Genomic DNA, 18,216 nt, shown 5'->3' on the forward strand with positions numbered 1-18,216 from the left:
CGATGGGGTGAGGCTGAGAACCCACGCTTGAAGGGGAACAGCCAGCTATGGGCGATCTGGTCGTGGTCGGGGTGGACGGCTCGGCGATGAGCCTCGCCGCCGTCGAGGCAGCAGCCACGGCGGCGGCACGGCGCGGCGCGGCCCTGCGCGTGGTCCATGCCGAGGCGCCGATCAAGCCCAGGCTCATGGTGCCGGACCCGGCTTCCCGGGCACTCGTCCAGGAAGCGGCCACCCACGCACTCGCCGTGGCGCCCGGGGTCGCCGTGACCACGAACGTGGTCACGGGCGACGTGGTGCACGTGCTGGAGGCCGCATCACAGGCCGCCGACCTGATCGTCGTGGGTTCCCGGGGGATGGGCGGCATCGCCGGCCTCCTCCTCGGGTCCACAGCGGTGTCCTTGGCCGCCCGCAGCCACTGCCCCGTGATGATTGTCCGCGAGAAACACCGCGCGTCCGCCGACACCGGCCCCGTCGTACTCGGAGTCGACGGCTCCCGGGACAGTGACGAGGCCGTCGACGTCGCCTTCACCGAAGCCGCGCTGCGCCGGGCCGAACTCGTGGCCGTCCACGCATGGCAGCCGGGCAAGGACCCGGCCGGCGCGAGGCCGGAGTCCGCGGAACGCATGCTGGTCCAGGCGACCGCCGACCGCGCCGTCACCCATCCGGACGTCACCGTCAGACGGGATCTGGTCGGCGGCACGGAGCGTGAGGTCCTGCTTGAGGCGAGCAAGACGGCCCAGCTCCTGATCGTCGGAGCCCGCGGCCGCAGCGGCCTCGCCGGCCTGCTTCTGGGCTCGGTCAGCCAGGACGTGATGACACACGCCCACTGCCCTGTCATCACGGTGCGCAGAACGACGTGACGCCTTGTCCGCAACGAGGCTGTCGGGCTTCTTGCGGGCCTACCCGGCCCGATCCTGGGGAGTGAACCTTCTCGGTCAGGTTCGGGGGCGGTCGGTCATCCAGCGGGCGGCGAGGAGACCCGAGGCTGCGGTGAGCACGGCGGCCGCGAGGACCGTGGCGTCCAGGCCCAGCGCGTCGGCGAGGAGACCCGCCAGCAGGGCACCGGCCGCGTAGCCGATGTCCCGCCAGAACCGGTACGTACCGAGTGCGTGGGCGCGCCAGGCGGGGTGGGCGTGGTCGGAGACGGAGGCGATGAGCGCGGGATAGACCAGCGCGGTGCCGAGGCCAAGGCCCACGGCGGAGACGACGCCGGCGAGGAGCGGGCGGTCGAGGAGCGCGAGGGCCGACAGGAGCGCCGCGGACTGGAGGAGCATGCCGGACACGACGAGCGGTCTGCGGCCGATCCGGTCGGCGAGGTGCCCGGCCGGTATCTGGCCGATGCCCCACAGCAGCGGGTAAAGCCCTTTGATCAGGCCGATGGCGGCGATGCCGAGGCCGTGGTCGGCGAACAGGAGGGGGAAGACGCCCCAGGTCAGGCCGTCGTTGAGGTTGTTGACCAGGCCGGCCTGGGAGGCGCCGCGCAGGGAGCGGTCGCGCCATGAGGTGCGGGCGAAGGTCTTCCGGAAGGACGGTCTGCCCGCCGGGCCGCCTTCGGGTGCGGGGTGGCGGGCGAGTTCCAGGGCCAGGTGGGCGGCGGTGTCCCTGACCGACAGGGACAGCGCGAGACCGGCGGCGACGAAGACCGCGCCGATGAGTTCGGGGGCGGGGCGGAGCCCGTACCGGGTTGCGAGGTAGCCGGTGAGCAGGGCCGTGGCGCCGACCGAGACGTAGCCGGCGGCCTCGTTGAGGCCCGTGGCCAGACCTCGCCGGGTCGGGCCCACGAGGTCGATCTTCATGTTGACGGTCATCGACCAGGTCAGCCCCTGGTTGACGCCGAGCAGGACGTTCGCGGCCACGATCCACCACCACGAGGGCGCCCAAGCGAGCACGAACGGCACGGGTGCGCCGATCAGCCAGCCGGCCAGGAGGAGCTGCCTGCGGCGGAAGCGGGCGGTGAGCACGCCGGCGGCGAGGTTCGTGAGGGCCTTGGCGAGACCGAAGGCGACGATGAACGAGAAGACGGCCAGGTTCCCCGCGAGACCGAACACCTCGGTGCCGATCAGCGGAACCGTCGTCCGCTCCAGCCCGACGAGCGCCCCGACCGCGGCCGTGACCACGACGAGCAGCACGAACTGCGCCCGGTTCTCCCGCAGCCCCAGCCGGACGGTGCCGGGCGCGGAGCGCGGCTTCGTGTTCGCTCGTGTCATCACTTCACCGTTCCGTTCGCTCTCGTATCTGCAGATCACAATACCCCTAGGGGTATGAGATTCCCTCCCCTCACGGAGCTCCGCCCTGTGACTCTGGATACCCAGGGGGGTATTTGACTTCCCTGCTCGGCCCTGCCTACAGTCGAGGACGTAAGTACCCCGGGGGGTATTCGAAAGGTTGATCTTCCATGCGTGAAGTGGATCTGGACGTCTTCGCCACCGAGCTGGCCCAGGGCGCCTTCACCATCGATGTGAGGGAGCCGGACGAATACGCGGCGGGCCACGTACCGGGCGTCCGCACCGCGCCTCTCTCCGAGCTCGGCGCCCACCTCGCCGCACTGCCCGCCGACCGGCCCGTCTACGTCGTCTGCGCGAGCGGCAACCGCAGCGCCTGGGCCGCCGAGCACCTGGAGGCCGCAGGTTTCCACGCGATCTCGGTCGCGGGCGGCACCGCCGGGTGGGTCCGCACCGGCCGCCCCGTCGTGCGCGGCTCGGACGTCCGGGCCGCCTGAACGGCCGGCCGGCCGCCCTCACCGCACCACTCCCCGTCTCGCGGAGCTCACACTCCGCGCCCGCTTTCTCCGTCGAAAGGTTCGCCGTGTTCTTCGCCCAGTACTACCTCGACTGCCTGTCCCAGGCGTCGTACATGATCGCCGACGAGAAGACCGGACAGGCTGTCGTCGTCGACCCGCGCCGTGACGTCTCGGAGTACCTCGCCGACGCGCGGGCGCACGGATTCACCGTGGTCGGTGTGATCAACACCCATTTCCACGCGGACTTCGTCGCAGGCCACCTGGAGATGGCCGCCGAGACGGGCGCGTGGATCGGCTACGGCTCGCGCGCCGAGACGGAGTACCCGATCCGGCACCTCGCCGAGGGCGAGCGGATCGCCCTGGGCGAGGTGGTCCTGGAGGTCATGGAGACCCCGGGGCACACGCCGGAGTCGATCAGTGTCCTGGTGTACGAGCACGCCGCCGACACCGTGCCCTACGGCGTGCTGACCGGTGACGCGCTCTTCATCGGCGACGTCGGCCGCCCCGACCTGCTGGCGTCGGTGGGCGTGACCGCCGAGGAACTGGGCGGCATGCTGCACGACAGCGTGCAGAACAAGTTGATGGGCCTGCCGGACGAGGTCCGCGTCTTCCCCGCTCACGGCGCGGGTTCGGCCTGCGGGAAGAACCTGTCCACGGAGAAGTCCTCCACCATCGGCGAGCAGCGGGCGACCAACTACGCCTGCGCCCCGATGGACCGGGACGCCTTCGTCGCCCTCGTCACGGCGGGGCAGTCCGCCGCACCTGGGTACTTCGCGTACGACGCCGACCTCAACCGCAAGGACCGCGCCCTGTACGACGCGAACGTCGCTGCCCGGCCGCTCGCGCTCGCCGACTTCGCCGACCTGCGCGCCGACGGAGCGGTGGTCGTCGACGCGCGTGACCCGCAGGAGTTCGCGGCCGGTCACCTCGCCGGCGCGGTGAACGTCCCCGCTGACGGCCGGTTCGCCGAACAGGCCGGCACCGTCCTGGACCCGGCGGAGGAACTGGTGGTCATGGCGCCGCAGAACCGGGAGGAGGAGATCGTCACCCGCCTCGCCCGCATCGGTTTCGACCACGTCGTGGGCTACGTCCGCAATCCCGAGGACGCGCTTCGGGTGATGGCCGACGAGGTTGCCCCGGCCAGCCGTCTCACCGCCGCGCACCTGAAGGCCGCCCTGGCCGGAGAGAACCCTCCGCTCGTCGTGGACGTGCGCACCTGCGGCGAACGCGAGGCCAACGGCTTCATCCCCGAGGCCCTGCACATCCCCCTGAGCGAACTGTCGTCGCGGGCCGGTGAACTGCCCGGCGACCGGCCCCTGGTCCTGCACTGCGCCGGCGGCCACCGCTCCTCCATCGCCGCCAGCCTCCTGCGCCACCGCGGCTTCGGTGACGTCTCCGACATCCTCGGCGGCTGGGCCGCCTGGGCCCTGGCGGCCGAGACCGCAGCCGTCTGACCACCCCCGAACCGCCGGTCGGGCACGAGTCCGGGACCCTTCCCGCCGTGCACCGCCGGCCTGCGGCGGGGCCGGAGGCCGCACTGCCTCCGCTCCTCCGCCGCCGTCGCGGGCGCGGGTGTACCGCCCCGCCCGCGACGGCCCCCTTCGTCCTCTGACGCCTGGGTCGCTGCCATGACCCACGGCCCCCTCCCCCTGCGTACCCCTTCGCACTACCTTCCGGAGTTTTGCATGAGCACCGAGCGCACCGCCCCATCGATCACCCCCGCCGTCCTGCGTGCCCTCACCGACGAGGGCCGCGCTCCGCGCCTGCTCGACGTGCGCACGCCCGGCGAGTTCCGCACCGTCCACATCCCCGGCTCCTACAACGTCCCTCTGAACGCCCTGCGTGAGCACCGCGCGGAGCTGCGCTCGCACCTGGACGAGGAGGTCGTGCTCGTGTGCCGCTCGGGGCAGCGCGCCCGGGAGGCGGAGCAGGCCCTCGCCCAGGCCGGGCTGCCGAACCTGCGGGTTCTGGAGGGCGGCATGAACGCCTGGGAGGCGGCCGGCGCGTCCGTGAAGCGAGGCCCCGAGCGGTGGGACATGGAGCGCCAGGTCCGCCTCGTCGCGGGTTCCGTCGTCCTGGCCACCGGCCTGGCCGGCATCCTGATCCCCGGCGTCCACCTCGTCGGCACCGCCGTCGGCGCCGGCCTGACCTACGCCGCGCTCAGCAACTCCTGCGCCATGGGCGTGCTGCTCTCCAAGCTCCCGTACAACCGGGGACCGCGCACCGACATCCGCACCGTCATTTCGGAGCTGCGGAGCGCGTCATGACCGCCCTCATCGTCGCGGTCTCCCTCCTGATCGGCGTCAGCCTCGGCATCCTGGGCGGCGGCGGCTCCATCCTCACCGTCCCGATCCTGGTCTACCTCGCCGGACAGGACACCAAGGAAGCCATCGCCACCTCGCTGTTCATCGTCGGTGTCACCAGCCTCGCCGCCCTGATCCCGCACGCCCGCGCCCACCGGGTCCGCTGGCGGACCGGACTGCTCTTCGGCGCGTTCAGCATGGCCGGCGCCTACGCCGGCGGACGCCTCGCCGCGTACATCCCCGGCACCGTCCTGCTGGTCGCGTTCGCGCTGATGATGCTCGCCACCGCCTTCGCCATGCTCCGCAAGCCGCGCGACGGGGCGAAGAAGGCCCGCCCCGCCCACCGCGACCTGCCGCTGAAACACATCGCGGTCGAGGGCCTGGCCGTCGGCGCCGTGACGGGCCTGGTCGGCTCCGGCGGCGGCTTCCTCGTCGTACCCGCCCTCGCGATCCTCGGCGGACTGCCCATGGGCATCGCCGTCGGCACCTCGCTGCTGGTCATCGCGATGAAGTCCTTCGCCGGGCTCGCCGGACACCTCTCCGGCGTGACGATCGACTGGTCCATCGCCCTGACCGTGACCGCAGCGGCGGTGATCGGCAGCCTGGTCGGCGCCCGCCTCGCCGGACGCATCCCCCAGGACGCGCTGCGCAAGGCGTTCGGCTGGTTCGTCGTCGTCATGGGCGTCTTCGTCCTCGCCCAGCAGCTCGACGCCGCCGTCTGGACCCACCCCGCCACCTGGGCGGTGCTCGGCGCCGCCGCAAGCGCTGCGGTGACCGCCCGAGTCGTGAGTCGGTCAAGAACGACACCACCGCAGCCGACGCCTCGCGTCCGCCAGGACGCGGCGGTGAAATAGACCGAGGACACGTCCCAAAGCGTGCTCGATGAGGGGGAGGAGGAGAATTTCCGTGCAGATGAACGAAGAATCGATGAAGCCCGTCCTGAATCGTCTCAAGCGGGCACAGGGTCAACTGGCCTCGGTGATCGCCATGGTCGAGAACGGCAGAGAGTGCGAGGACGTCGTCACCCAACTCTCCGCCGTCTCCAAGGCCCTGGACCGGGCCGGGTTCAAGATCGTGGCGAGCGGGATGCGCCAGTGCCTCACCGACGGTTCCGAGAACCCGCCCCTGACACAGGACAAGCTGGAGAAACTCTTCCTCACCCTCGCCTGACCGTCCCGACTGCTCAGAGCTGTCGTGATCACCGGCGGGAAGCCTCTCATCCGGCAGTGGGGTCTGTTTCCCCTGTCGGGGTGGAGAAGGGCAGGCCCCTCGTGCGCGCGCTCCAGGCGGGCGACGTTGGTCACTCGATCAAAGTGGCCGCTCTGAAAGAGCCCAGCGCCCCGCAACCCGAAGCGGGCGTCCGCGGCAAGTTCTCACCCTAGCTGCGCATTTGCGAATTCCACCTGCTCGGTGAAGAGGAGGCGCCTCATCCTCCGGTCCCCCGAAGTATGGGCACGCAACTCGTCCTGTGGGCGGAGGCAGCCCGTCCTGGGCTGACCTAGCCTGACCAGTAAAGAGCGAACAGACTCGTCTGGCCGATTCTGAGACTGAAGGAGACCGAGCACCGTGGCATCTCCCATCAAGAACCTCGCCGAAGGTGCCGTCCTGTTCGGAAGTGGACTGGCACTCCGCCTGTTTACCGGAGATGTCGAGATCCCTATCTTCACACTCACAAAGGTGGGTGTCGTGTTGATGGTCATTGGCGGCATCGAGATCCTCTACGGCATATACCGCACAGCGAGTAGCAGAAGCAGCAAGTCCGGCTCCTGACGGCCCCTGTCACACTGAGCTCCTTCAAAGTGGCCAGCAATCAGGCGATGGACTGACGTGCCGCGACGCACGAGGCTCCTGCGCCAGTGAGAGAGGTGTCCGACGTCTCAACTCACCAGCGCAGAAGTCTCGTTGGTTTCCGATCCTGCCGCACTCGACCTACCACGGCAGTCACGGCAGTCACGGCGTGAGCGTGCAGGTCATCACCGATCCCGTCGGCAAGCTGCTGTGGATCTCGCCCGCACTGTCCGGCCGCACCCATGACCCGACCGGGGCCCGTACCCACCGCACCATCCGGATCTGCGAACGCCAGGACGTCCCGTCCTCGCCGACCCGTACCTACATCGGCGCCGGCCCCTGGGTCACCACACCGATCAGACGGCTTCCCGGCCGGACCTCACCACGACCCAGCAGAGGATCAACCGAGCTCTGTCAGCGGCGCGGACACCGGTCGAACGAAGCATCGCAAGGCTGAAGACCTGGCGAACCCTTTCGCAAAGCCCACGGCAGCCCCAACCGCATGACGGCCATCTCCACTGCCGTCCTCACCCTGGAGCGTCAACGCTGAAAGGGCTCACTCGGAGCTGCCGTCGACTGGCAAAGGCAAGCTTCTGCGCCAGCCCCCGACCAGGCCAACCGGCCTCCCCTCCACTACCGCACCTTCTCCGGTCGGTCGATGGCCGCGGGCCAAGATCACTCCAAAAGCCTCAGGCGCAAAGGCGCACACGTCAGCGCTAGCGTACGGATCCCTTCCGCATCTGAGCCCTGGCGCTCGCTGCACGCGGTGAACTGTACGGGCCTGCTCTAGCGGTGCACCGACACGCGTGGTTTCACTGGGCGCTTACTTCCTCGCCCGCCCACTAACGGGCGAGGAACGGTCACGGCTGATCGCCGGGTGGTCAGGACAGGAGCAGGGTTGGTCTTCTCCCGACTCACGTCTTCGTCCCCGCCCGGCCTCAGTCCCCCTACGCCAGCAGGAGGTTGCTATGACATTGAGGCAGTGGACGGGAGCGGTCGAGTGGCTGGCAGCGGCCGCCCCAGAGCCCCGCTCGTGCAAGAGGGACTGGCAGCACAGCGCTACTGGTGCCCATCTCCTGGCCGCTGGGCGCTTCTGGGACGTCCTGATCGTCCCCGCGTGCCTCGGATTGCGCGCAGCCGACATGCTGGCGTGTCTGCCTCGCCTCGAACCCGGCCCAGCCTTGCTGGACAGCAGGCGGCGACACGTCGGCTTCTTTCTTCCTCCCGATCCCGGGTGCATCTGGGCCGGACACGACATCCGCTACCTCACCACGGGCAGCTGGATCGCGGCGCCGGCCCCGCACTGCCGCTGGGGTGACTTGCGCTGGATCTCCCCGCCTGATGGGACCGGCACGCTGCATACACCTGCGGCCCTGGAACTCGCGCTGCACGTGGCCATGGGCGAGCTGGCTCGCGACCACGGCATCACACGCCACAGCGAAGCCCCCCACCGGACCACAGACACACACGCGCCGGCCATCCCACCCGACACCCCGCACCAATGATCGTGGCAACGGCACATCGCGGGTGAAGCCGACTGGACCGCATCCCTCCCTGCCTGCAGTGAGCGTTCCCTGGTGAATACCGTCGCCCGCCTGGGTGATGCGGCTGACGGAAGCCTTTCGGACCGGGTGCCGCGACGGCTAGAACGCGGGACGTGATCACCAAGCTGATGGGCGAGGCGCGCCCGCGCTTCTCCTTGTCGCCCTCTCTGCTTGCCGCGTCCCTGCGGGGACCTCCGGCAGCACCACCTGGCCGAGAGCGCCCGACGGCGCCCGGGAACTCCCGCCGCGCATCGCGCTTGTCGGGAATGTGGTCTCCGGCCGCCCGTGGCTGCGATTCGCCATGAGCGGCGAGTCACCCGAGCAGGTGCAGGGCGGCTGTGAACGTGGTCAACGCCGCCACTCGCATCCCATCGGCCCGGGTCACCGGGCCGGTCAGGCGACGGCCTCGTGTGGAATGCCTGGCGTTCAGACGCGCATTCCCCAAGACGCGATCATCGGCCGGCGATCACGCGAGGCAGTTCCGCCAGGGTGTCAGCGAGGCGGTCGGCCGACAGTCCGCCACCCTGGGCCAGCCCCGGGGAGCCTTCGCCACGTCCGCCGAGCAGCTGCTTGACCGGCGAGGCCGCGTTCAGGCCCGCCTCGCGGGCGGCCTTCCTGAGCACCAGAACGACCATGCCCGCTTCCGTGCCGATGCCGACGGCACCGGGAAGGCCGGCGGGGAGGCGGTCGCGGACGGCGGCGGCCAGGGCCCGGGCTTCGTCCGCGCCGCCCTCGGCGAGGGCCGGCGCGGTGGCACGGGTGCGCGCCCCGCGAGACGATGAGATGCGACGAGTGCAGAGCACTTGCCAGGGGGACGAGCACTCAACCCGTCCGGAGCGTTGCCATGAAGTCCAAGTCTGGCTGCGGGCCACAGAGCGATCCTGAGTTCTTTGAGGCTCTCAACAAACTGCTTGAGCAGTACCCCGAGGCGGCCAAGAAATATGCAGTCAAGTGCATGCGGTTCGAGCTCGACGTGCTGAAGGTCGACTTCAGCAGGCAAGTAGGCGTGTCCCGCATCGAAGACGGCCGTGTCGTCACCGAATTCGTCGACCGCGACATCGCGCGCGGTGGGGACTGCTGCGGCTGGTGGCACAACGAGTGCATCCTGGAGTGCGACCCCTGGCCCGAGATGTGAACCCGCCTGGTCCCGACGGCAACCGCCGGACCAGGTCCACCACGAGCCGGCCGGGCAGTCCGGCAACCGGGGCGCGGCGACCGCCTCACCTCGCGGCGTCAGATCCCACTGCACCAGCAACTGCAGGCAGCCCACACCTCACGGACCCGCTCGATCGGCTGGGGGTTCTTCGTTCTGCCCTGCCTGCATCCAAACCCGCCCCACCGTCAGAAACACCCACCGAGCGCCCGCCACACCCCCGAGAGGCGGGCGCTCACCTCAGTCCTGGCAGGACACATCACGCCGGCAGGGGATCCGTGCATAGAGTGTCACCATGCCAGAAGGGTCAGGAAGCACGAGTTCGAGAATCTCATCGCACTCTGCCCTACCTGCCACCGGCGCAAAGGCAACGGGCCCGACCAGATCGACCGCAAAGCCCTCCGCCAGCAGCCGGCGCCGAGTTCGTCCAGCGATGGGCCGCCGCGCAGCCGCTCGAACCGGGCGCCGAAGAGGCGTAGCCGAGCCGGCCGACACGACGAAGCCCGCCGGCAGAAGGCGGCGGGCCCTGGCCCGGCACCATCCCGGCCATGCCCGCGTCACTCTCCATCAGAGTGCGGAAGTACGGCAGGCAGAGAGGCAGCAGTCACACGCTGTCCGGTCCGGTGGTCGACGACAAGAGCCTCGCCCTCAGGCCCAGCCATCCACCGACAGCCTCCAGCCAAGCTCTTCTCATCCGCCTCCTCGCACGTGCGATTGACAGCGAGCCGGCCAGTGGGACTCCGAGGCCGCACGTGACCGAACAGATCGATCACGGCGCTGCCGAGCACAGCTCTCAGGCTCCCGGCTCCGGGGGTGCGATGGTCGCGCCCCCGATCTCGGTGCCTTCGGGCAGGTCGCGGAGCTGCAGAGCGAGCTGGGTACAGAGTTCGAAGTACACCCGCTGGTCACTGACCTCCATGTTCGCGACCTCGTCCGAGCCGCCCAGGGCCAGCGGCACCTTGTAGGCGACCACCTGGCCGAAGCCCAGCGGTGCGGCCCCGGGGTTGGCCTCCCGCCATTCCTGGAAGTAGGGAAAGGCCAGGGCGTCCTCGTCCTCGTCGGCCACGGCCTCGAAGAACTCGTCGATGGTCAGGCCCGTGGTGAGGTGCTCGCCCTCGGCCGGGTCGACCGCGATGACATAGCGGGGCTTGGCCTCCGGATCACGGATGTCGAAAAGCAGCTCCCGGCCCGACCAGTCGAACGCGAAGGGGTAGTAGCGCCCCTCGATGCCCTCGATCATGCGGGCGCACGCCTCGTACGACTCGCGAGCGGACTTCGGAGTGTGGAACCGCAGGAAGCCGTCCGCGAGGACGCTTCCTTCCGCCTGCTCGAACAGGCCGGAGAGGGTGGCGGGCACGGGGTGTCCGCCCTCGCCGGGAGCCGTTGGATCTGCCGTACCCGTCACGGGGAAACGGCGGAGGAGGATCTCCAGGGACATGTGCACTCCTACGTGAACTCGACCTTGCCGATGGTGCCACCCCGCACCAGGCCGAGCCTCCCGACCCGCTGCGCCGCCTGTGAGGCGGTTGCGATGGACGCGCTGCCGACAGCGAGCGACCGGCACGACGATCACGGTGGCGGGTGCAGGCCGACCGGAGAGCAGGATCTGTCCGATGCTGAGTCGTCAGCGGTCGATCGGGGGCACCTTGTCCAGGCCGCTCTCGCACAGGATCCGCTGGATGGTGTCGTCCAGGGTGCTGGTCGCGTCGATGACGGTCTCCAGGGCGTTGGGCAGGAGATCCTTCTCCCGGTACCAGTCGCGCAGGTGGTCGGGGGTGACTTGTTCGAGGTACTCGGCATCGGCCTTCGTCGCGTGCCTCCGCACCGTCTCCGCGTAGGACACGTCGAGGTAATAGCAACGCGAGGCGCCACGGTGGGCGCGCACCAGGTCCTGGAGCATCGTGCCGTAGCGGTCGGCGTACAGGATGCCTTCCACGACGACGTGGAAGCCGTTGTCCAGGGCGTAGCGGGCGGTGAGATCGATCAGGCCGATGTTCGCAGCCCCGGGACGGTCGCGTTCTCGCAGTACGGTTCGGCGCAGATTGTCCTGGCCGACGATCGCGAGGTTACGGCCGAACCTCTCCCTCAGTCCGGCCGCGACGGACGACTTGCCCGAGGCGCTGTTGCCCCGGACCACGATCAGGCGTGTGTCTTCGTTTCCCACCACGCCCGGCACGATAGCGGCCCCTCGTAGGACCTGCTTGGACCGTGTCGCACCTGGCGGTCTTGCTCGGTACGACGTCGACGGCCCCCCGTGCGCGTCCAGCCAGCGTGCGCGCGAACCGGTGCACTGCGCGGACCCCCGGCGTCTCGCCCGCGCCGTTCTCCGGCCGCGGCTCAATCGGCGTCGATGCCGCCTGTGTCCGCGTCGCCTTCGGTGCCGTCGTCGCCGTCATCCCCACCGTGCGCGCCCGCCGCACGGCGCCGCGCCCGCACCTTGTCGGAGACGAGCGCTCCGGCGAACAGGCCGGCGATGCAGGCCAGGATGAGGGACGTCGCCGAGAAGAGCACGGCGCCCCACGGGGGCTCGTCCACGTCGCCGCCGAGGAAGATGAGCAGCATGAGACCGGGGAACACGGCGAGGAGCAAGGTGCCACAGACAGTGGTCAGCGTCAGACTCTCGTGGATGCCGGCGTATCGGGTGACGTCCTGTGGTGTCGCCGTCCGTCCCGGCACCACGACGGGATACAGGGCGAGTGCCTGGCATGCCAGGCAGGCGAGTTGGACGGCTCCGTAGTCGGCGAGCGAAAGCGGAGTCGACCAGTGCAGCACGATCCCGGTGACGGCGCAGACAACGGTTCCCGCGTTGCCCACGAGCACCCAGACCCAGCGGGACACCACGACGTCGACCAGGGTCTCGAACACGACCTCCCAGAAGGATCTCTGGGTGAACTCCCCGAGCCTGTGGCTGTTCCTCATCCTGTCGAACATGCGCCCCCGCGTCCCCTCGTCACCACCCCTGCAAGGCAGGCTTCCCGCGCAGAGCACGCGGAATCCGGGCGCTGCGCTGCGGAGGATGCGCGACGGCCCGCCCGCCCCTTGGTCGGGGGCGGGCGGGCCGGTTACTCGGTCAGCGGGTCACTTCAGGCCGTTGCTGATCGCGCTCACGAGTTCGCCGTCGACGGTGTCGCCGTTGAACTCCCAGAAGAACGCGCCGCCCAGGCCCTGGTTCTTGGCCCACGTCATCTTGGTGCCGACGGTGGCCGGGGTGTCGTAGCTCCACCAGTCGGTGCCGCAGTGGGCGTAGGCGGTGCCGCCGACGGTGCCGGTGGCGGGGCAGGTGGTCTTGAGGACCTTGTAGTACTGGTTGCCGGGCTCGACGCCGGCGGCGGGTCCGGTGGCGCTGCCGCCGGGGGCGGACTGGGTGACGCCGGTCCAGCCCCGGCCGTAGAAGCCGATGCCGAGCAGCAGCTTGGAAGCCGGGACGCCCTTGGCCTTCAGCTTGGCGATCGCGTCGGCCGAGTTGAAGCCCTGTGCGGGGATGCCGGGGTACGAGGTCAGCGGGGAGTGGGGGGCGGTCGGGCCCTGCGCGGCCCAGGTGCCGAAGTAGTCGTACGTCATCACGTCGTACCAGTTGATGTACTGGGCGGCGCCGCCGTAGTCGGCGGCGTCGAGCTTGCCGCCGCTGGAGCCGTCGGCGGTGATGGCGGCGGTGAGCAGGTTGTTCGGGCCGAACTTGGCGCGCATGGCCTGCATCATGTTCTTGAAGGACGCGGCGCCGCTGGTGTCGCAGGTGAGACCGCAGGCGTTCGGGTACTCCCAGTCGAGGTCGATGCCGTCGAAGACGTCGGCCCAGCGCGGGTCCTCGACGAGGTCGTAGCAGGACTGAGCGAAGGCGGTCGGGTTCTGCACGGCCTGGCCGAAGCCGCCGGACCAGGTCCAGCCGCCGAAGGACCAGAGGACCTTGATGTTCGGGTAAGCCTTCTTCAGCTTGCGCAGCTGGTTGAAGTGGCCGCTCAGCGGCTGGTCCCAGGTGTCGGCGACGCCGTCGACGGACTGGGCGGCGGTGTAGGACTTCTGGTAGTCCTCGTAGGGGTCGCCGATGGTGCACTTGCCGTTCTGCACGTTGCCGAACGCGTAGTTGATGTGCGTGATCTTCGAGGCGGAGCCCGAGGTCACGAGGTTCTTCACCGTGTAGGAGCCCCAGTTGGTGAAGTAGCCCAGGTTGATCTTGCCGTTGCCGCCGGGGTTCTCGCCGCCTCCACCGCCTCCGGTGGTACGGACCGGGGTGGCACCGGAGGCGGGGCCGGTCTGGTCGGCGGTGTCGCGGGCGACGACGGTGTAGCTGTAGTCGGTGCCGGCGGTCAGGCCGGTGTTGGTGTAGGTGGTGCCGGTGACGGTGGCGACGGTGGTGCCGTCGCGCTTGACGTCGTAGTTCTTGACGCCCTTGTCGTCGGTGGCGGCGGCCCAGGTGAGCTTCACCGAGGTGTCGGTGATGTCGGAGGCGACCGGGGTGCCGGGGGCGGAGGGGGCGTTGTCGCCGGGGTTGGTGGTGCCGCCGTCGCAGGAGGCTCCGTTGAGTTTGCAGCCGGTGGGGGCGCCGGTTCCGCTGCCGTTGAAGCCGAAGGAGACCGAGGCGCCGGGGGCGAGGGTGCCGTTCCAGCCGAGGTTCTTGGCGGTCCAGTGGTTCGCGGAGTTGGTGACGGTGGCGTCCCAGGCGGAGTCGACCTTGGTGCCGGTGGGGAAGTCCCACTCGACGGTCCAGGAGGTGAGGGTGGTGGTGCCGGTGTTCTTCACCGTCCACTTGCCCTCGAAGCCGGAGCCCCAGTCGGATGCCTTGGCGTACGTGGCGGTAGCGGAAGTCGCCGCCTCCGCGGGCGCGGCGAGGCCGACCATGGCGGCCAGCGGGAGGAGCAGCGCGGTGGCGCCCGCAAGGGCCTTGGACCGCGTGTTCGGGACGATGCTCCATGGCGATCCGGTACTGCGCCGTCGCGTGTGAGTGCTCAAGGATGCTCCTCGGGAGGGGGTCAGCGCACAGGGGGGTCCCTGGCCTGTCGACCCTGCGGGTCCCTGGGTACGTGGTGTCCCTCCTTTGCACCCACCGCAGTGTTGTCGTGACCCTAGGAAGGACTAGACCAATCGTCAAGTGGTCTGGACCAAAAGGCTGTTATGCGCCACCGCGCCCGTCCCGCATCAGGTGCTCCTCCCCGTCCGGCCGCGGGGATTGAACATTCAGGACCGGCGACGGTGGGCGACGGCCCGGCATCTCCGGGGCCTGCTGGGAACCGCGTCCTGGAGGTCCCGTCCCGCGTCGGCGGCGGCCGGGAGGCTGGGAGGGGTTCCTGCGAGGCGTTCCCGGGCGGAATCGAGGTGTCGGGCTCGGGTTGTGATGTGGGTGGCGCGGCCGCAGCGGGTGCGGGTGGAGTGGTCGCGGGCGCGTCGGTTCTCGGGTCAGCGCGTCCGCAGCTATTGCAGGTCCGGGGTGGAGGCCGGGTCGGCGACGGTCACCTTGGTCCCCCGCTGGAGTTGCTCGATCTGGCGGTGGATCGCGCCGAAGCCGACACCGAGGATGGCCCGATTCGATCTGCCCTTCGCCTTCACATTGCGGCCGGAGCGCTCCGCTCGCCGCGGGCCGAGGCGGTCATGACCTTCACCCGCCGGTCCTCAAGGGCAACGTGGCCATACCGGGTCGCGATCCGCTTGGTGAGCAGGCGTCCGGTGGAGAACTTACGCGCTGCCAGCAAGGCATGCAGGCGGTCTCGCCGCTGTACCGGACGGAGTGCTTTGAGCCATCCCCACACGCGCAGGAAGCAGTTTCCCGGCCCCGAGCGTCCTCGGCCGCCGAGGAGCCATCCCTGCGCGAGCGAGGAACGGGATCGGCGCACACGGGAACGAGCGCCGACTTTCAGCGGAGAGGGACGTCGCCGAGTCTTGGGTTCTGGCACACAGCTTGGGGAGCGGTCGCGGAGCGTCACCTCGATGTTCGGGTGCGCTCGTTGATCGGCTACTCAAGGGCTAGGACTTGTCCGGGCGATCACGTGCGGAGCCAGATCGTGAGGGCTGCGACGGTTGCGGTGCCGAGGTAGACGTATCGGCGCTTGTCGTAGCGGGTGGCCACGGCTCGGTGGTGCTTGAGCCGGTTGATGGCCCGTTCGACGGTGTTGCGTTTCTTGTACTGCTCTTCGTCGAAGCCGGGTGGTCGGCCGCCGTATGAGCCTTTGCGGAGCCGGGAGGCCTGGCTGTCGGTCTTCTCCGGAATGGTGTGCCTAATGCCCCGGCGTCGCAGGTACTCGCGGCAGGGTCGGTTGCTGTAGGCCTTGTCGGCGGCGACGCTGTCGGGCTTTTTGCGGGGCCGGCCCGGCCCGATCTTCGGGACACGGATCTTCTCCAGAACCGGCTTGAACTGCGTGCAGTCAGCCCGCTGACCTGGCGTGACGATCAGGGACAGCGGACGGCAGCGGCCATCTGCACTCAGGTGGAGCTTGGTGGTGAAGCCGCCGCGCGAGCGGCCCAGGCCCTCACCTCCTGCACCACCTCCGCCAGGCGGGCCTGCAGGCTCTGCCACGGCGTTTCGTCCTGATGTTCTGCCCCTTCGGCCCCCTTTGAGGTGGGGGCGGGAGGTGGGCCGGTGCGGGCACCCGCGGCATGCTGATGCGCCCGCACGATGGTGGAGTCAACGGAAACATCCCAGTCGATCTCGCCTGCGGCGTCGGCGGCGGCCTGGACCTGCTGGAGCAGAAGCTCCCACGTCCCGTCGGCCGACCACAGCCGGTGCCGTTCATAAACAGTCTTCCAAGGCCCGAATCGTTCGGGCAGGTCACGCCACTGCACGCCGGTCCGCACGCGGTGCAGAACCCCGTCGATCACCTGCCGGTGGTCCCGCCACCGGCCACAACGCCCGTTGCTGACCGGCAGGAACGGCCGCAGCCGTTCCCACTCAGCATCACTCAGATCACCCCGCCCCATGGCCGGAAGAACGACCCGGGCAGACGGCAGTCACAAGATCACACGAGCCTTGACCCCTACTCCGTGACGAAGGGTGCGTATCCGACCGGGACCTCGCTCACCTGAAGGTCCGAGAAGAGCAAGGTCACGTTGTGCGCGTTGGTTTCCATGCGCACCTCGTGAAAGTCGATCCCGAGGGCCTTCGACCAGCGGCGGGTTGCCTCGGACTCAGGAAGGAGTTTGGCTCCCGGGTACAGGGCGTGCCACTTCACGCCCCAGACGTATCCGTCGAGGTCGATACCGGTTTCGTGGTCGATGAGCCGGTCGTCCAAGGAGACCCGCCAGGTCTCCGTCGGCACTGAGGTCTCACACCGGGCCTCAACGCAGTACCGGAAGAGATACCGCAGGTGGGACGACGCGATGCCGGTACTGGGATCAGCCGTCGCGTAGACGATGACCTCGTAGTCGCGCATGTAGTTGGTGTATCCGTGGTGCACAACAGCGTGATCGAAGGTCTCGTCCAGCATCTGCTCAAGTACGGCGGTGTCCATGCCGCCCTTCTACCTCACTCGACGAGACCTTCGATAACGAGATTCACGGGTGTTGGGCGCCGTTGCCTCAAAGATCGCCCGGACAAGTCCTAGGTAGCCAGGTGACGGATGAACCAGCTCGGGGTGTTCCACTACGTACCGATCCCCGTGGATCGACATCATTGCCCAGTGCCATGCCTCGTCGTGAAAGATCAGCCCGCGGAACGACGTCTCAGCCGACTCGTACGGGTAGTGCGCCAGGGCGGCCTCCCTCGCCTCCTCCGGCGTCCGCCCACCGTGATGCTGCATTACCCATGCGTAGGCACGCCGCTCGGACTGCAGGTAGTCGACGTACTCAGCTTCGTTCCATGTCACGGCGTAGAGGGTAGACCGGTCGCCGAAGGAGGCGGCGCTCAGATGATGTCCACGCCGGGGTGATGGACCGGCCAAGGGGCCGGCGGACCGGCCTCACGCGTCGGGAGCACATCGACCACGCGATGGTCCTCGACGCAGGTCAAGACGGTGGAATCCGTCTGGCCTTGGCGGATCGCGAGGTCGTCCACGCCCAGCACCCGTGGAGTGCTGGGCGTGGATCGGGCCATGCCATGACCCTGCGTGACAGGGTTGTCCTGCCCGTGCCGAGACCCAGCTGGGCCACCGACCGAGCGCCGGCCCGCCCCGCGAGGGCGATCCCCACGCGCTCCAGGACGTGGTTGAGCCGCGTGATGAACCGTGCGTGCGGGGCGGCCAGCCGGGAGAACGGCTCGGCGAACGTCCGGCGTGGGCAGTCCGCCGACCCGCAGATGAAACGCCGGACCGTCAGCCGGATCACGAAGCCCTGCTCGGCGAGCGGAAGGTCCTTCAGCCTGCGCTGGTAACGGTCGTACATCCGGTCCGAGATGTGGCCGCGGTCCGGAGACATGCCGCCCCGGCCGTGCGGCCTCTCGCCGGCACCCCGACCGTGCCGAACACGGCCGTAACCGCCTCGACCTCCACCTCGTAGATCCCGCCGAACACCAGCGAGTCCCAGGACGGTGCATCGGTCTGCATGACCAGCGCCGTCCACAACCGACCGGAACAGCGACGAGGAAGGATCTGATGGAGCGCGATTTCCGGACGCCAGCCGGCAAGGTGTACGCGGTCTCACGCCACCGAGCCCCTCACCATCGCATCCCAAGGTGACGCTCCGTGACAGCCACCCAAGGTCTGTACCAGAGCCGAGTCTTGAGATCGACGGGGAGCTCGCTTCGTGGCCGTCATCGACTCCTGTCGC

At 69.3% G+C, this 18,216-nt stretch carries 20 protein-coding genes; 11 read left to right on the forward strand and 9 right to left on the reverse strand.

Features of this window, described 5'->3' with window-relative positions; genetic code table 11:
• The first annotated feature begins 47 nt into the window (after positions 1 to 47).
• Complete coding sequence (locus tag ACFVU3_RS13600) at positions 48 to 860, forward strand: universal stress protein (RefSeq protein ID WP_390066052.1); 813 nt, start codon at positions 48 to 50, stop codon at positions 858 to 860.
• Positions 861 to 935: 75 nt separating this feature from the next.
• On the opposite strand, the gene ACFVU3_RS13605 is transcribed toward ACFVU3_RS13600, so the two are convergent.
• On the reverse strand, positions 936 to 2,207 hold the full coding sequence (locus ACFVU3_RS13605) for an MFS transporter (protein ID WP_390066053.1): 1,272 nt from the start codon (positions 2,205 to 2,207) through the stop codon (positions 936 to 938).
• Between the two features lie 188 nt (positions 2,208 to 2,395).
• Between ACFVU3_RS13605 and ACFVU3_RS13610 the strand changes: the two genes are divergently transcribed.
• From ACFVU3_RS13610 to ACFVU3_RS13645, 8 genes are all read left to right on the forward strand, one after another.
• Positions 2,396 to 2,719, forward strand: a complete 324-nt coding sequence (locus tag ACFVU3_RS13610; RefSeq protein WP_390066054.1) for a rhodanese-like domain-containing protein — start codon at positions 2,396 to 2,398, stop codon at positions 2,717 to 2,719.
• An 86-nt stretch (positions 2,720 to 2,805) separates the two neighbouring features.
• Entirely contained in the window at positions 2,806 to 4,194 is a 1,389-nt protein-coding gene (locus ACFVU3_RS13615; protein ID WP_390066055.1) for a rhodanese-like domain-containing protein, read from the forward strand.
• A gap of 231 nt (positions 4,195 to 4,425) precedes the next feature.
• A complete protein-coding gene (locus tag ACFVU3_RS13620; protein WP_390066056.1) occupies positions 4,426 to 5,007 on the forward strand; it encodes a rhodanese-like domain-containing protein in 582 nt (193 codons plus the stop codon).
• The gene (locus tag ACFVU3_RS13625) at positions 5,004 to 5,897 is read left to right on the forward strand and encodes a sulfite exporter TauE/SafE family protein (protein ID WP_390066057.1); all 894 of its coding nucleotides are present in this window, start codon (positions 5,004 to 5,006) and stop codon (positions 5,895 to 5,897) included. Before ACFVU3_RS13620 ends, ACFVU3_RS13625 begins: the two co-directional genes overlap by 4 nt.
• A 58-nt stretch (positions 5,898 to 5,955) precedes the next feature.
• A complete protein-coding gene (locus ACFVU3_RS13630; protein ID WP_390066269.1) occupies positions 5,956 to 6,213 on the forward strand; it encodes a metal-sensitive transcriptional regulator in 258 nt (85 codons plus the stop codon).
• A gap of 396 nt (positions 6,214 to 6,609) precedes the next feature.
• A complete protein-coding gene (locus tag ACFVU3_RS13635; RefSeq protein WP_390066058.1) occupies positions 6,610 to 6,813 on the forward strand; it encodes a DUF5708 family protein in 204 nt (67 codons plus the stop codon).
• Positions 6,743 to 7,288 (forward strand): transposase family protein, encoded by a 546-nt coding sequence (locus ACFVU3_RS13640; RefSeq protein ID WP_390066059.1) that lies wholly within the window; start codon positions 6,743 to 6,745, stop codon positions 7,286 to 7,288. Before ACFVU3_RS13635 ends, ACFVU3_RS13640 begins: the two co-directional genes overlap by 71 nt.
• The gene (locus ACFVU3_RS13645) at positions 7,171 to 7,551 is read left to right on the forward strand and encodes a transposase family protein (protein WP_390066270.1); all 381 of its coding nucleotides are present in this window, start codon (positions 7,171 to 7,173) and stop codon (positions 7,549 to 7,551) included. Before ACFVU3_RS13640 ends, ACFVU3_RS13645 begins: the two co-directional genes overlap by 118 nt.
• A 1,276-nt stretch (positions 7,552 to 8,827) precedes the next feature.
• Here ACFVU3_RS13645 and ACFVU3_RS13650 read toward each other — a convergent pair.
• Complete coding sequence (locus tag ACFVU3_RS13650) at positions 8,828 to 9,178, reverse strand: hypothetical protein (RefSeq protein WP_390066060.1); 351 nt, start codon at positions 9,176 to 9,178, stop codon at positions 8,828 to 8,830.
• Positions 9,179 to 9,219: 41 nt separating this feature from the next.
• Here ACFVU3_RS13650 and ACFVU3_RS13655 point away from each other — a divergent pair, with 41 nt between their 5' ends.
• Positions 9,220 to 9,510, forward strand: coding sequence for a hypothetical protein (locus tag ACFVU3_RS13655; protein ID WP_390066061.1), 291 nt, complete (start codon positions 9,220 to 9,222; stop codon positions 9,508 to 9,510).
• Positions 9,511 to 9,810: 300 nt separating this feature from the next.
• Positions 9,811 to 10,284, forward strand: coding sequence for an HNH endonuclease (locus ACFVU3_RS13660; RefSeq protein WP_390066271.1), 474 nt, complete (start codon positions 9,811 to 9,813; stop codon positions 10,282 to 10,284).
• A 37-nt stretch (positions 10,285 to 10,321) separates the two neighbouring features.
• Here the strand turns inward: ACFVU3_RS13660 and ACFVU3_RS13665 are convergent, their stop codons facing one another.
• The 7 genes from ACFVU3_RS13665 to ACFVU3_RS13695 form a co-directional block, all read right to left on the reverse strand.
• Positions 10,322 to 10,966, reverse strand: a complete 645-nt coding sequence (locus tag ACFVU3_RS13665) for a T6SS immunity protein Tdi1 domain-containing protein (RefSeq protein WP_390066062.1) — start codon at positions 10,964 to 10,966, stop codon at positions 10,322 to 10,324.
• Between the two features lie 186 nt (positions 10,967 to 11,152).
• On the reverse strand, positions 11,153 to 11,704 hold the full coding sequence (locus tag ACFVU3_RS13670; RefSeq protein ID WP_390066063.1) for an AAA family ATPase: 552 nt from the start codon (positions 11,702 to 11,704) through the stop codon (positions 11,153 to 11,155).
• 161 nt (positions 11,705 to 11,865) lie between these two features.
• Complete coding sequence (locus ACFVU3_RS13675; RefSeq protein WP_390066064.1) at positions 11,866 to 12,393, reverse strand: hypothetical protein; 528 nt, start codon at positions 12,391 to 12,393, stop codon at positions 11,866 to 11,868.
• A 213-nt stretch (positions 12,394 to 12,606) separates the two neighbouring features.
• Positions 12,607 to 14,475, reverse strand: coding sequence for a glycosyl hydrolase family 18 protein (locus tag ACFVU3_RS13680; protein ID WP_390066065.1), 1,869 nt, complete (start codon positions 14,473 to 14,475; stop codon positions 12,607 to 12,609).
• Between the two features lie 1,027 nt (positions 14,476 to 15,502).
• Positions 15,503 to 16,434, reverse strand: a protein-coding gene (locus ACFVU3_RS13685; protein WP_390066066.1) for an IS5 family transposase whose coding sequence is annotated in 2 segments (ribosomal slippage) — positions 15,503 to 16,039 and positions 16,042 to 16,434 — 930 coding nt in all. Because the reading frame shifts where the segments join, the coding sequence is not laid out codon by codon here.
• A gap of 56 nt (positions 16,435 to 16,490) precedes the next feature.
• Complete coding sequence (locus ACFVU3_RS13690; protein WP_390066067.1) at positions 16,491 to 16,964, reverse strand: hypothetical protein; 474 nt, start codon at positions 16,962 to 16,964, stop codon at positions 16,491 to 16,493.
• 392 nt (positions 16,965 to 17,356) lie between these two features.
• Entirely contained in the window at positions 17,357 to 17,506 is a 150-nt protein-coding gene (locus tag ACFVU3_RS13695) for a hypothetical protein (RefSeq protein WP_390066068.1), read from the reverse strand.
• Positions 17,507 to 18,216: the final 710 nt, after the last annotated feature.

Origin of the sequence: Streptomyces sp. NPDC058052, assembly GCF_042885515.1 — a bacterium.
In the GTDB taxonomy this organism is placed as follows: Bacteria; Actinomycetota; Actinomycetes; order Streptomycetales; family Streptomycetaceae; genus Streptomyces.

What these genes read in the sequence shown, in the direction of transcription:
- ACFVU3_RS13630 (WP_390066269.1), top strand. Translation starts at nt 5,956, where the DNA reads ATGAACGAAGAATCGATGAAGCCCGTCCTGAATCGTCTCAAGCGGGCA.
- ACFVU3_RS13665 (WP_390066062.1), bottom strand. Translation starts at nt 10,966, where the DNA reads ATGTCCCTGGAGATCCTCCTCCGCCGTTTCCCCGTGACGGGTACGGCA.
- ACFVU3_RS13605 (WP_390066053.1), bottom strand. Translation starts at nt 2,207, where the DNA reads ATGACACGAGCGAACACGAAGCCGCGCTCCGCGCCCGGCACCGTCCGG.
- ACFVU3_RS13620 (WP_390066056.1), top strand. Translation starts at nt 4,426, where the DNA reads ATGAGCACCGAGCGCACCGCCCCATCGATCACCCCCGCCGTCCTGCGT.
- ACFVU3_RS13690 (WP_390066067.1), bottom strand. Translation starts at nt 16,964, where the DNA reads ATGGACACCGCCGTACTTGAGCAGATGCTGGACGAGACCTTCGATCAC.
- ACFVU3_RS13610 (WP_390066054.1), top strand. Translation starts at nt 2,396, where the DNA reads ATGCGTGAAGTGGATCTGGACGTCTTCGCCACCGAGCTGGCCCAGGGC.
- ACFVU3_RS13655 (WP_390066061.1), top strand. Translation starts at nt 9,220, where the DNA reads ATGAAGTCCAAGTCTGGCTGCGGGCCACAGAGCGATCCTGAGTTCTTT.
- ACFVU3_RS13625 (WP_390066057.1), top strand. Translation starts at nt 5,004, where the DNA reads ATGACCGCCCTCATCGTCGCGGTCTCCCTCCTGATCGGCGTCAGCCTC.
- ACFVU3_RS13600 (WP_390066052.1), top strand. Translation starts at nt 48, where the DNA reads ATGGGCGATCTGGTCGTGGTCGGGGTGGACGGCTCGGCGATGAGCCTC.